Here is a 12773-nt window from a genome sequence, read left to right as displayed (position 1 = left end):
GGATCTGGGCGTCCGCCCATCCGCTCCCCCGCCGACACGGACGCCAGCACCCGCGTCGTCGCTGCCTGAGTCCCCTCCGGACGCCGGTGGGGTCACGCCACCCGCCGACCGCTCTCCTGTGGGGCGCTGGCACCCGGACTGGTGATGCCGCCGGAACCGACGCCCCGCTCGTCGGATGTCGACTGAGGACGGTTCTCGCCGCTATCCGCGACTCGGGTCGGCCTACTCACGGGACACAATCCTGGACATAGGCGCTCTTGACTGTCCATTACCACTGTGAGTACTCTACCCACCACAGGGAGTAACGGATTGGTTCGGTGCGACGGGATGTGAACCGGTAGGGATCAACCCAGGATCCGCTACCTGCTGGCCCGGAAAAATCGATTCTGTATGTCGGTGGAGCATTTCCGCGCACCGACAGGGCTCGCGCGTGCCCCTGAGTCTGCGCACTCGGGCAGCCGCTGCTCGTGTCCGGAATCGACACGGACCGGCCGCACCGCAACTGCCTCCGACCACCACGTCGTGAAGGAGAACGATGCGCAAGCCCAGAGTCCACGCAAAACTTCGCCGGCTCCTGGTCGCCCCCCTCGCTGCCGGCGCGCTCCTCCTCACCATTGTCGCCGCTCCCGCCCAGGCGACGCCAGCCGTAGACGAGAAGGTTGCCCAGGAGTCCGCAATCACGCGATCCGCGACGACCGTCCGGCCTCCGGTCGGTGCCAATCCCAGCGAAATCGCGGCGCAACGCCAGAAGCGTGAGAACAGGTGGGCGGGCGAAATCCCCGTTCGCCCGGAAAACTCGACCGCCAAGGTCACCGGAGAGTTCTGGTCACTTCAACTCAACCTGTGTAACGGCGGTACGGCGGGTTGCTACCGCCAGGGTCAGGCGATCATCGAGGGCGGCGACCTGATCTACTACGTCGCCCCCGACGTCGTCACGCTCAACGAGGTCTGCTCCTCGGACGTCGACGGCTACCTCTGGGAATCTCTCGCGTACGCCTGGCCGAACGACACGACCTACCTCTTCTTCTCCCCGGCCTACAACGCATCCTCGCAAAGCGACTACCAGTGCACCGACGGGCGGGGCGCGTACGGCAACGCGGTGATCGGTCGATTCCCCGCCGGCCACGACCAGGGTGCCTTCGCATACTCCGGGCGTTACACCCCGCAGGACTCCAAGAACGAGAAGCGCACGTTCGGCTGCGTCTATGCCGTCAATCTGCACCTCGCCTGCGCCACCCACCTCTCGGCGGAGAGCGAGCCCATCGCCCTCCAACAATGTCAGATCATGATGTCGACCGTCGTGCCCTACATCCTCTCCCAGGAGGGCTTCACCGGCCGCACCATCATGGCTGGCGACCTCAACATGGAATACGACACCTCCGACCCGGAGAACGTCCAGAACTGCGTCCCTTCGGGGTACACCCGCAAGGGCGACGGGGGCGTCCAGCACACCATCTACTCGAACGACCACGCCTTCATCAGTTCGCAGAGTTTCGGCCTCACCAACACCGACAAGGACGGGTGGCTGGTTCGGCTGAACGCCCTGTAGGCACGACGGAGAGCACCTAATCCGGTGGCCGCGTCGGACAGGGCACCTGACTGTCGGGGCATGCCGGGCACGGGCGCCCACCGGATCCGGGAGAAGTAGCGGTGGGACATGGTGACGAAGTCGACACTTCGTCACCATGTCGCTTGTGCGCCCTCCGACGATCACCAGCCGACGGTGAAGACCGCGTCAGCGGGAAACCCGCTCGGCGGTGTCGGGGTCGACCGGTTCCGCTGGTCGGTCGTCGGCGGTGTCCCGCCCCCCGTGCCTCCGGGCCTGTCGTGCCGCCCACCAGCGTTCGCCAGGCGCGACGACGAGGAAGACCCCGATCACGTACGCCCAACCGACCAGTACGTCGATGACGTAGTGCTCACCCGCGTAGACCAGGGTGAACGTCATGGCCAACGGGTACGCCAGCATCAGCGGCCACCAGCGCCGACGTACCGAGGGCAAGAAGAACAGGACCACGAAGAGGGCGAACGCCGTGTGCAGCGACGGGATGGCGGCCACCGGGTTGGCGGCGTGCTGACCCAGGTTGAGGAGGTTGCCGGCACCGTGCAGGCCGAACGCGTGCCAGCCCCGGGTGGAGACCCGGGCCACCTCGTCGGCCAGGTGACCGTACTCGGCCGCCCACCACGGTGGGGCCGCCGGGTAGAGGAAGTAGGTGACCAGTCCGGCCGCGCTGAGCAGGAACCAACGGCGCATGAACGCCGCCCAGCGGGACCTGGAGGTCAGCCACAGGATCACCGCCGCGCCGAGCGAGGCGAAGAAGTGGGAGAAGTACACCCAGCTGATCAGGACGTCGTACCAGAGGATCTGGTCGGGGTGGTACAGCCGTTCCTGGAGCCAGACCGTCGGCACCTGATCACCGATGAGCCAGCCGAACATCCACAGGTCGGCGTCGATAAGCTCGGTGACGTGCGGGCGGGTGTTCTCGTCGTAGGCGAAACCGCGCGAGAAATTGTAGACGGCGAGCAGGATCACGACCGGTAGCCAGTCACGGGCGAAGCCGATGTGCACTCGCCATGCCAGGTGCGGACGCCACGCCACGGTGAGCGCCCAGAGCCAGAAGAATGCGTACAGGGGATCGGTGGGCAAACCAATGATCAACCAACCGGCGACGAAGGCGACGGTCCACACCGCCATGGCTCGGGCCCGCCGACTACCCCATACGGAAACTGGCGGCGGCGCTTCGGGTTCGGTGATCGACTCAGGGGCCGAGTTCGTCGTCATGGCGGCCTAGGATATCGGGGCCTTCCTGAGACCCGCGGGACGTCTTTCGCCTGTGTCGCCCCCGGCCACGGCGCGGTCGTCCGTCCTGCCGGCCCGGACCGCGACGAAGGGCACGAAGCAGGCCACCGCGATCGCGAGGAGGAGTCGGGTGTTGCCGGTGACGGCCGCACCGGGCAGTTCCGCCCCGACCGAGGTCACCGGCAGCACCATCAATGCCGCGACCAGCGCGGACCAGGCAACATTCACCCACCGTCGGGCACTGACCGCGAGCAAGCCGGCAAGCACCAGCCAGGTCTGGTGGTGGGTCCAGGAGACCGGCGAGAAGACCAGTCCGGCGGCCCCCACGATGACTGCGGCAGCGAATGGCGCGCCGTGCCGGTTCGCGCGTACCGCACGGACCAGGCCGAGCAGCACCACGGCCGCGCCGAGCACACCCGCCACGACGGTACGGGCACCGTCCGGCACCCCCCACCGCAGCAGCGCACCGCTCAACGACTGATTGCCCCCGCCGTGGATGTTGCCCACCCGGTCGACGTTCCAGATCTCGGTGAACCAGTACCGGGTCGACTCGCCCGGCAACACGATCCAGGCGAGGGCGGTACAGACAACGATGGTCGCCGTGGCGTTCACGGCGGTCCGCCGCTGACCGGAGAACCACCAGTACGCAACGAACACCAGCGGGGTCAGCTTGACCGCCGCCGCCACCCCGGTAGCCACACCCCGGTAGCGCAACGGCAGCAGTCCCAGGCAGTCCACGAGGACCAGGGCGACGAGCAGCAGGCTGATCTGCCCGAACCGGATGTTGCTGGAAACCGGAGCGGAGGCGAAGAGCAGACACGCGACCGCCGGCACGGTGATCGCCGCGGGTGCCGGCCGGGACAGGTCGGCCCGGGTGGACAGCGCGGCGAGCAGCACCACGAGCACCAGCGTGGCGACCGTCCAGATCAGTCGCAGCGGATCGGTCGGAACGATCGCCAGCGGAGTGAACAACAGGCCGGCGAAGGGCGGGTACGTGAACGGGGCACCGTCGGCGGCGGTGAAGTCGTAGAGGCTACGGCCGTCGAGTAGGAAGTCCACCGAACTGACGTAGACCTGGAGATCGGGCAGGCGGTTGCTGGCCGGTCGGGTCAGCGCGGCCCACGATTGCAATACCGCGATGGTCGCCGCCAGCACCCACAGGCCGAGACAGATCGGACCCAGCCGCCCTGCCGGCAGCAACCGCGTCCTGACACCCGTCAGCAATCGAATCTCCCTGTCCCACCACACATCGTCACGCGGCGCTATGGCTGCTGCCTGGTGCGCCGCGATTGTATGCCAATGCGTGCGGTGTGCGCAGGCACCGGATTCGTGTCCGGTAGAGGGCCTGACGGGCATTCGTCTCGTATTTCTGGCTCGATACCGACATCGACATCCGCCCTAACGGCGGCGATTTCCCAGCCAGCAGCGACGATCGCCCCAGGGCGTTCAGACTCCCGGTACGCCTCGGAGCTGCCCCAACGCTGCTCGGCCTCCTCGGCGTACGCGGCGGGATCGACGTCACCGAAACCTCGAACCGCTCCTGCGGCGTGAGTCGTACGTTCATCTTCTTCGCCTCCATCACGAACTCGATCGCCGTGACCATCTCCACCAGGCGCCTGATCCGTACCGTCAGCAACTCGTGCTGCCATTGCAGGTGGGCCGCCGGGTCCGCACCCGGGTCGTCGAGAATCGCGACGATCTCCTCCAGCGGGAACCCCAGCTCGCGGAAGAAGAGGATCTGCTGGAGCCGCTCCAGGTCCGCGTCGTCGTAGTGGTGCAGCGTCCGCACGGTCACCCCGGCCAGTCGAGCGACGTCTCCCACCGTGTGCGTCACGGCCCCTGCCCACTGCGCCCACCACATTCCCGCCTCCCGTCACGTGGAGGTCAACCCCGGCCGGAGAAGTCCCCACCACCACCGACACCCCCGGCTCCGCCGGGAGGCGGGACCGGGGGCGTGCGGCTGGCGGGTCAGGCGGTGGCGCGGTCGCGCTCCGGGGCGGCGAACGTCTCGTTCTTCGGGGTACGGGCGGCGTGGACGAAACCGGCGATCGAGAGCAGGAACAGCAGCCCGGCGCCGAGGTACATGGCCAGCGCGCCCTGCTGGGCCTTGACGCCGAACTCGCTGAAACCGTACGAGGTGAGCAGCAGGCCGCGCAGCGTCTCGCCCTTGAAGACGGTCTCCCGCTGGCCCTGGAGCTGGGCGAGCTGCTTCTCCAGCTCGGGCAGGGCCGGGTCGTTGGCCTGCCGGGCCGCCTCGATCTTGCCCTGGATCTCGCGCTCCGGCTCGCCGAGCGAGGCGTACGTCTGGCCGCCGGCGATGCCCCTCAGGTGCAGCCCGATGTACTCGTTGGCGTAGCACTCGGCCTGCTTGCCGGTGGTCATCAGCTTGCCGGCGTTCTCGACCAGGCAGTCGGCCTTCTTCTCCTCCTCGCTGAGGTTCTCCGCCGGGGTGAACCGGATGTTCTGCTCACTCAACTGGTCGCGCACGTAGTCGTTGGCGAAGTTGGCGTTGGTGGTCAGCACGATGCCGATGACGAGCAGGAGGACGGCCAGTCCGAGGCCACCGATGCTGAAGAGGATGTCGAGGGTCCGGCGCTTCATGTCGTTCTCCCCAGGTCGCTGCCGCTGTCGCATGCCTACATGTCGATTACTGATACATGGTCGCGCCGACCGCACGGTGGGAGACAGGGCCGAAGCTCCCCGACCTGACCGGGACCTTCGACCCTGCCGAGGGCGGGTACGACGGCCGGAGAAAGCCCCGAACTGATTCGCGGATCAGGGTCCGGTGAACGCCGAACGCAGGTCGGCGAGGCTGCCCGGCCGGCCGTAGAGGTAGCCCTGGCCCTGGGCGCAGCCAATGGCGGCGACCGCGTCGTGCTGCCGGTCGGTCTCCACGCCCTCCGCCACCACCCGCAGGTCGAACGCGTCGGCGAGGCTGCTGACCATGTTGACCGTCGCGTACGCCCGCGCGTCCTCGTCCAGCCGGGCCACGAACGACCGGTCGATCTTCAACTCGGTGGCCGGGATCCGGTGCAGGTAGCTCAGCGACGAGTAGCCGGTGCCGAAGTCGTCGATGGCGATCCGGATGCCCAGCTCACGGAGCTGACGGAGCCGGTCGAGCACCGCCTCGCTGCCCTCGATGAGCGCCGACTCGGTCAGTTCCAGGGTCAACGCGCGCGGGGCCAGCCCGGCGGCGGCGGTCGCCCCGGTGACCGTGGCGATCAGGTCGGGGCGGCGCAGGTGGGCCGCGGCGATGTTCACCGCGACCGTCGCGTCCGGGGCACCCCGTCGCCAGACGGCCGCGGCCCGGCACGCCTCGTGGATCACCCAGCGGTCGATGGGGAGGATCAGGCCGGTCTCCTCGGCCAGCGGCAGGAACCGGCCCGGCGCCAGCATCCCGAGCCGGGGGTGCCGCCAGCGCACCAGCGCCTCGGCGCTGCGGACCAGGCCGCTGCGCAGGTCGACGATCGGCTGGAACTCCAGTTCCAACTGTCCCTCGTCGACCGCCCGGCGCAGTTCGGCGATCAGCTCGGCCCGGCTCACCGCCGACTCGCGCAACGCCGGGGTGCAGGTCCGGTACGCCGACTTGCCGGCCGCCTTCGCCGCGTACATCGCGATGTCGGCGTCGCGGAGCAGGTCGCTGTGGGTGGCGTGCTGGGGGCCGTACTCGGCGATGCCGATGCTGGCCGACGGGTGGGTGCCGACGTCCTCCTCGTCGTCGGCCGGGCGCAGCGCGGTGAGCAGCCGCTCGGCCAGCCGTTCGGCGGGCACCAGCTGGTCGGCGTCGACCAGGACGGCGAACTCGTCCCCGCCGAGGCGGGCCACCGTACCGTCGCCGTCCACCGCGTCGCGCATCCGGTCGGCGATGCTGACCAGCAACGCGTCCCCGGTGGCGTGCCCGAACCGGTCGTTGACCTGCTTGAAGCCGTCCAGGTCGAGCAGCAGGACGGAGACCGGTGACTCCTCCCGGATGGCCCGCCGCAGCCGGCGGGTGAACATCAGCCGGTTCGGCAGGCCGGTGAGCTGGTCGGCGTAGGCGAGCTGGCGGAGCTGGGCGACCAGTCGCAGGTTCTCGTTGGCGGCGAGTCCCTGCCGCAGGGCCAGGACGGCCAGCAGGCCCAGCACACAGAGCAGGACCAGCGGCGGGGTCTGTCCGGTGGGCCGGCGGGCCAGCAGCACCGCGACGATCGCCCCGCCCACCGGCAGGTACGGCAGGGCCGCCCGCCACCAGGGCGGCGCCGGCGGAACGATGGTCTCGTCGCTGTCCACGCCCTCGACCGGGGGCGGGTACCGGGTGGCCAGGCCCACCAGCAGACAGGTCAGCGGCCAGCCCAGGTCGACCAGGTGCCCGGGGACGTAGCTGTCGTGTGCGAGCAGCCAGACGTAGCCGACGTCGGCGACGGCCCGGACGGCGAGGCTGCCGCCGAGCAGGGTCAGCGGCCGCCACATGACGCGGGCCGATCCGACCACCGCCGCCAGGATCGTCAGCTGCACCAGGTCGAAGGTCGGATAGACCAGGGCGAGGGCGTGGTCCGGTTCGGCGAGTTGGGCGGCGGCGACGTCGCGGAAGACCACCACCCAGCCGATCGGCACCAGGGACAGCCCCACGATCACCCCGTCGAGCACGACCCGGCCCCGGCCGACGGTGCTGTGCGGTGCGATGGGGCTGGACAGGATACCGATGGTGCCGAGGACGATCCCGGTGATGAAGACCAGCCCGACCAGCGGGGTGTGCGGGGTCTCGCCGCTGCCGAGGCGCTGGAGCGCCCACAGTGCCCGGGAGACGGCGGAGAGGGCCATGGTGACCGCGAGCAGCGTCCAGAAGCGGCGCAGCGACGGCGGGTGGCGGCGGGCCACTCCGGCACAGGCGACGGCGGCCCAGCCGGCCACGGCGAGCGCGCCGAGGTCGGCGACGAGCGCGGCGGCGGGCAGTCGGGCGGCGAGCCAGAACGCCTCGACGAGGACGACCGCCACGGCGACGGCCAGACCGAGCTGCCCGGGGCGGGACGACCCAGGCGAGACTCGGGACGAACCGGTCGCCCCCACGGCGTCCCGGTTCACCTCCTGCGGCGGCACGGCGATTCGCTCCGGCTCTCTCTCCTGAGTCCACGCTGGACGGCGCGTACCGGTCACGGGTGGCGAACGAGCAAAGCCTAGCCAGCCTCCCGCGCCCCCGCTAGCACCTCCGACTGACCCCCTGCTCAGTCGGCGTGCCCCGGACCTGCCCTGTCGACCGGTTTGGGATGCCTCACGGTGGTCCGGGCCGGTCAGTCCCACTCCTCGCCGGCGACCGCGTCGTCCGAGGGATCGACGGACTGCGGGTCCACCGAGTTTGGGTCGACGGCGGCGGGCGGCGGGCCGCCGTGCGTCCACGGGGTCTCCTCCACGGTCGGGAACACCCCGGCCGGCAGGAACGCGTCCGACAGGGTCGTGTAGCAGAGCCGTTCCCCGACCTCGGGAACCGTTCCGGGCGGCGCGGTCCGGCCGCGTCCCATCCCGCCGGACAGCTCCAGCACCACCTCGGTCTTCGACTCCCCCACCGGGTTCACGAAGATGACCTTCGCCTTCTGGGCGGGCCGGGTCGGTGACCAGAGGGTCACGCCGACCGGCATCGGCACCGGCTCGTCGGTGACCACCTGGATCCTGGGGCGCAGCACCGGACGCTTGCCGCTGTCGTCCATCCGGGTCGGGTCGGCCAGGGTCACGTCGCCGACGAACGCCTCCCCGGTCAGCCGGTGCTCGGCCATCACCAGCGGGTCGTCGTAGGCGCGCTGGACGGCGTACGCGGTCAGGGCCCGCTCCAACCGGTGCAGCTTCTGCGCGGCGGCCACCGCCCCGTCCCGTCGGGGCTGCGGCGCCCCGCCCGCGTCGACGTGCTCGGCGAACGCGGTGAACGCGTCCCGGTCGCCGTCCCAGCGTCCGGCGACCCGCGCTCCGGGCGGCAGGGCGTACAGCAGCGCCAGTCCGCGCCACATCAGGTCCCAGGTCGGCGCGAGCTGGCCGCGCAGCAGCTCCGCCAGGTCCGCGTACGCCGTCCGGCGGGCCTCCGGGTCGTCGCCGGCCGCCGCGTACGCCTCGATCGCCGGGTGCAGCCGGGCGTTGTCGAAGTCCGGGTCGGTGGCCGGGCCGGCGGGCGGGCAGAGCGACGGATCCTCGGCGCGGGCGGCGGCCTGCGCACCGGTCAGTCCCGGCGGCGGGTCGATCCAGCCGAGCAGCGCCGGCAGGTGCAGGTCCTCCAGCACGCTCTGCCCGGTCGCATAGTGCAGGGTGAGCGCCTCGGTCAGCGCCAGTAGGGCCGACGAGCCCGGGTGCTCGGCCCGGTCGGCGAAGAAGGTCAGCCAGCGGCCGAGCAGCGGCACCGACGGGTGCACCGGATACTCGCCGTCGGCACGGCGGAACCGGGTGGCCCGCCCGAACAGGCGCAGGAACGTCACCCCGGCCGGGTTCGGCACCACCAGCTGGGGCGCGTCGACGTACCGCCGGCGCACGTCCCGGCCCCGGTCGACCGGGACGTCCTCGGTCGCGCCCCGGTGCCCGTCGATCCAGGGCAGCACGATCCCGGCCAGCTCGGCGGCGAAGGCGAAGCGCTGGTCCCGGTTGCGGGGTTGTGGCACGACCAGCAGCCGGGCGTCGTCCGGGGCGGTGCCGACCAGCGCGGCGAGGGGGGCGTTCGCCTCGCCGGCCAACGCCAGCGGGACGAGCACCAGTGGCCGCTCGGCCAGGTGCAAGTGCCGGACGGTGGCGACCGGCTCGGCCCGCCCGGTGGCGAGCGCGCGGACGCGGGCGAGGGCGCGCAGCGTACTCACGTGGGCCGCCCGGCCAGAGCCTCGGCGCGCAGCCGGGCCGCGGCCCGCAGCAGCGCGGCGGCCTCCGCCTGGTCCGGTTCCCCGGGGTGGTCGCCGTCGGCCAGCGCCAGCGCCTCGGCCACGTCGGCCACCCCGCCGAGCGCCTCACGGACCGGCCGGCCCAGCGCGGCGGTGTGCCCGCGTGCCTCGTTCCGGCAGAAGAACGCCAGCTCGCAGGCGGCCAGGCAGTCCGGGGCGTAGTGCGCCTCGACGGAGCCCAGCGCCGCGACCAGGGCCGCCGGTTCGGCGGTCGGATCGGCGGTGAAGTCCTCCGGTACGCGGGCCAGCAGCGCGTCGAGCCGGGCCATCCGGGCCAGTTGCCGGCGAAGCACCAGCAGTTGCCGACGCACGTCGACCAGGCTCGCCACCGGCTGGTTGGCGAAGTCGCGCGGGCAGATCAGCACCACGTCGGCGGAGACCAGTTCCGGGTCTCCTCCGGCGTCGGCGAGGAGTTCGCGCAGGGCCAGCACGTAGACGGCGGACTGGATCGCGGCGGCGGCCACCTTGCCCGGGTCGGCCTGGCCGTCGACCACGGGGAACGACTTGATCTCCACGACGTGGTAGCGGCCGGCGAGCCGGGCGGCGACCAGGTCGGGTTCCAGGTACACCCGCTGCCCGGCGATCTCCAGGCTGAGCAGCGGATGGTCGAACAGGGCGGGTGACGCGTCGTCGGCGGCGGCGGTCAGCAGGTCCCGGGAGCGCTCGTGCCGCTGCGCCAGGTCGTCGGCGTTCAGGTCTGTCCAGGTCGCCGGCGCGTCGGGGGTCACCCCGAGCCGCTCGGCGACCAGGCGCAGCAGCTCCGCGCCGCCGTCGGCCTTGACCTGCGCCTCGAACGCGTTGCCCCGGCTGATCGCGAACCGGGACTGCCCGAACCGGGCGGGGAAGCCGATCCGCTCCGCCAGCCGGGGCTTGTCCACCCCGGCCCCGTCCAGCACGGCCCGCCGGGTGCAGCCCGGGTTGCCGGTCAGCGCGGCGATCGTCCGGGCGTTGTGCCGGCGGGCCGGCACGCCGCCCCGGATGGCGGCCAGTCGCTGCTCGGTGGTCGTCACGACAGGCCACGATAGGCGCTCCGGTGCCCGCCCGCCCGCACCGGCACCCCGGGGCGTCGCGGTGGCGTTCGCGCGGGGTCGGGTGGTAGCAGGGGTCCCCTGCTACCTCTTTTTGATGAGGAGGGGTCCCCTGCAACCACCTCAGCCGGCGGGCGGTCAGCGGCCGGTGGAGCGGTTCCGGGGGGAACGGGGCAGCCGCGCCCCGGCGGACGGCCGGCGTCGGCGGCGGCGTCGCCGCACGGGGGTGCAGGGTGGCCGGGACACCGTGTGGGTGGGCGGGTCGTCGGGCGTGGTCGGGGCGCGGCCGATCAGCCAGCAGAGGAAGCGGGTCATCTCAGCCGACCGGGAGGTGTCGCGCCTCGTGCTTCCCGATGACGTACTCCGCGCCGCAGAACGAGCACTGCCGCACGTAGCGGGTGCGGATCGGGATGAGGGGGACGAAGAACACGCTGAACCTCGTCGACCGCTTGGTGATCACCTGGGCGGCGTGGTTGCCGCAGTTCGGGCAGACCATGGCGACCACGCCCGACCGGCTGACCGAGGTACGGAGTCCGAAGATGAGGAACATCGACGGGCAGTACCCCGATCGGCCGGCCGCTAACGGCGTCAGAGCCAGATCGGTCGCCAGTCGGGCACCTCGTGGTAGCGGCGCAGCTCGGCGAGACCGGAGACCGAGCCACCCCAGGCGCCGTACGGCGGGTTCTGCTCGTCGAAGCCGCTCTGCACGAAGGTCAGCCGGGTCCGGCCTTCGGACTCGTCGAGTTCCCAGGTGGTGACCCCGGTCGGTCCCCAGTCGACCGACATCCGCCGCCCCGGCTCCAGGTCGACGACCTTCGCCGCGTAGCCGGACTCGAACCCGCCCATGGCGTACCGGCCGCCGACCCAGGGCTCGATGCCGATCGGGTACCCGAACCAGGCGCTGGCCTGCTCCGAGTCGGTGAGCGAGGTGTAGACGGCGTCCATCGGCGCGTCGATGAGCAGCTCGCCGCGCAGGTCGGTGGAGGTGAAGTCGACCTTCGGCAGCAGGGTGCGCCCCTCCAGGTGGGCGGCGAGGTTCGCGATGCCCAGCGACCACCAGGTCTGGAGCACGCCCCGGATGTTGCTGCCGCTGATCGCCTCGGCGAAGTCGAAGTGGGTCTGGGTGAGGGTGAGGACCGTCGCGTCCGATCCGTCCTCGGCCAGGTTGATGGTAGTGGTGGTCTCCCCGCCGCCGAGCAGCCAGGTGAACCGCAGGTCGTGGTCGTCGGCGTGCAGCAGCCGCTGGTGCGGGGCGTCCCCCTCGGGGGTGTTCCGGCCCCAGAACGCGTACCGGTCCGGCAGCTCCACCTCGGCGTGCTCGGTGAGCCAGGTACGCAGCTCGGCCGGGTCGGTGAGGGCGTGGTGGACGGTCTTGATCGGCGCGTCGAGGCGGGCCCGGAGGGTCATCGGTTCAGTCACGGTCTTCTTCTCCCTTGGGATAGCAGGCCACGGCGAGCTTGAAGGCGTCGCCCTCGGCACCGCCGTAACGGGTGAACAGGTCCTGGAGGGTGGTGCGGAGGTCGGCGAGGAACTCCTGCCGGCGTTCGGCCGGCACCCGGATCTCCCCGGACACCCCGATGCTGGGCAGCTCGGGGGCGGAGCGGTCGAGCGCCGCCACGTCGGCCTGGACCTCCTCCATCAGGTCGAGCAGGTGGCCGAGGCTCAGCTCGTCGCGGGCCCGGCGGAGACCGCCGAGGCGGCCGACGAGCCGGGGCGAGAGCCAGTACGACCGGGCGGCTGCCTGGTAGATGCCCTCGCTGATGCCGCGCACCCGACGCTCGGACACCTGCTCGGCCAGCCCGGCCGCGACCAACTGCTTGACGTGGTAGTAGACCCGCTGCGGGGTCTGCCCGAGCCGGGTGGCGACCTCGGTGCAGGTGCGTGGTTCGGCGAGCTGCCGCAGCACCTCGACCCGCTGCGGCTTGAGCAGGGTCTCGGCCTGGGTGATCTCTTCGAGGTACAGGACGTCTCTCATGGCAAAAACAAGTTTGTACGTAAAAACTTGCCTTGTCAATGGGGCGCGCGGCATCGGGCGGCCGGAGCCGCCGTGCGCCGTGGATCGCG

At 71.3% G+C, this 12773-nt stretch carries 10 protein-coding genes and 1 pseudogene; 1 reads left to right on the top strand and 10 read right to left on the bottom strand.

The annotated features are described in order from the left end of the window. The first annotated feature begins 535 nt into the window (after positions 1–535). Positions 536–1549, top strand: a complete 1014-nt coding sequence (locus tag ACIBJE_RS30255; RefSeq protein ID WP_396753687.1) for an endonuclease/exonuclease/phosphatase family protein — start codon at positions 536–538, stop codon at positions 1547–1549. Between the two features lie 186 nt (positions 1550–1735). On the opposite strand, the gene ACIBJE_RS30250 is transcribed toward ACIBJE_RS30255, so the two are convergent. The 10 genes and pseudogenes from ACIBJE_RS30250 to ACIBJE_RS30205 all read right to left on the bottom strand — a co-directional run bounded on the left by ACIBJE_RS30250 (position 1736) and on the right by ACIBJE_RS30205 (position 12684). Next, the gene (locus tag ACIBJE_RS30250; protein WP_396753686.1) at positions 1736–2692 is read right to left on the bottom strand and encodes a phosphatase PAP2 family protein; all 957 of its coding nucleotides are present in this window, start codon (positions 2690–2692) and stop codon (positions 1736–1738) included. Between the two features lie 93 nt (positions 2693–2785). Then, positions 2786–3928, bottom strand: a complete 1143-nt coding sequence (locus ACIBJE_RS30245; protein ID WP_396753685.1) for a glycosyltransferase 87 family protein — start codon at positions 3926–3928, stop codon at positions 2786–2788. Between the two features lie 302 nt (positions 3929–4230). Continuing rightward, positions 4231–4631, bottom strand: a pseudogene (locus ACIBJE_RS30240) (MerR family transcriptional regulator); the annotation flags it as partial. A gap of 134 nt (positions 4632–4765) precedes the next feature. Further along, positions 4766–5398, bottom strand: coding sequence for a hypothetical protein (locus ACIBJE_RS30235; protein ID WP_396753684.1), 633 nt, complete (start codon positions 5396–5398; stop codon positions 4766–4768). Between the two features lie 174 nt (positions 5399–5572). After that, on the bottom strand, positions 5573–7873 hold the full coding sequence (locus ACIBJE_RS30230; protein ID WP_396753683.1) for a putative bifunctional diguanylate cyclase/phosphodiesterase: 2301 nt from the start codon (positions 7871–7873) through the stop codon (positions 5573–5575). A gap of 191 nt (positions 7874–8064) precedes the next feature. Continuing rightward, positions 8065–9603: a hypothetical protein gene (locus tag ACIBJE_RS30225; RefSeq protein ID WP_396753682.1), complete on the bottom strand. Its 1539-nt coding sequence runs from the start codon at positions 9601–9603 to the stop codon at positions 8065–8067. Beyond that, entirely contained in the window at positions 9600–10691 is a 1092-nt protein-coding gene (locus ACIBJE_RS30220; protein ID WP_396753681.1) for a hypothetical protein, read from the bottom strand. Before ACIBJE_RS30220 ends, ACIBJE_RS30225 begins: the two co-directional genes overlap by 4 nt. 334 nt (positions 10692–11025) lie before the next feature. Beyond that, the gene (locus ACIBJE_RS30215; protein ID WP_091457706.1) at positions 11026–11259 is read right to left on the bottom strand and encodes a zinc-ribbon domain-containing protein; all 234 of its coding nucleotides are present in this window, start codon (positions 11257–11259) and stop codon (positions 11026–11028) included. 38 nt (positions 11260–11297) lie between these two features. Further along, positions 11298–12128, bottom strand: a complete 831-nt coding sequence (locus ACIBJE_RS30210; protein WP_396753680.1) for an SRPBCC domain-containing protein — start codon at positions 12126–12128, stop codon at positions 11298–11300. Further along, complete coding sequence (locus ACIBJE_RS30205) at positions 12121–12684, bottom strand: helix-turn-helix domain-containing protein (protein ID WP_396753679.1); 564 nt, start codon at positions 12682–12684, stop codon at positions 12121–12123. Before ACIBJE_RS30205 ends, ACIBJE_RS30210 begins: the two co-directional genes overlap by 8 nt. Positions 12685–12773 lie beyond the last annotated feature (89 nt).

This window comes from Micromonospora sp. NPDC050187, assembly GCF_044459745.1.
Taxonomy (GTDB): Bacteria; Actinomycetota; Actinomycetes; order Mycobacteriales; family Micromonosporaceae; genus Micromonospora.
This window is presented reverse-complemented; position numbering and strand designations above follow the sequence as displayed.

Bases quoted from the DNA above. Each gene is read 5' to 3' on its own strand.
- ACIBJE_RS30250 (WP_396753686.1), bottom strand. From the start codon at position 2,692: ATGGCGGTGTGGACCGTCGCCTTCGTCGCCGGTTGGTTGATCATTGGT.
- ACIBJE_RS30205 (WP_396753679.1), bottom strand. From the start codon at position 12,684: ATGAGAGACGTCCTGTACCTCGAAGAGATCACCCAGGCCGAGACCCTG.
- ACIBJE_RS30255 (WP_396753687.1), top strand. From the start codon at position 536: ATGCGCAAGCCCAGAGTCCACGCAAAACTTCGCCGGCTCCTGGTCGCC.
- ACIBJE_RS30215 (WP_091457706.1), bottom strand. From the start codon at position 11,259: ATGTTCCTCATCTTCGGACTCCGTACCTCGGTCAGCCGGTCGGGCGTG.
- ACIBJE_RS30235 (WP_396753684.1), bottom strand. From the start codon at position 5,398: ATGAAGCGCCGGACCCTCGACATCCTCTTCAGCATCGGTGGCCTCGGA.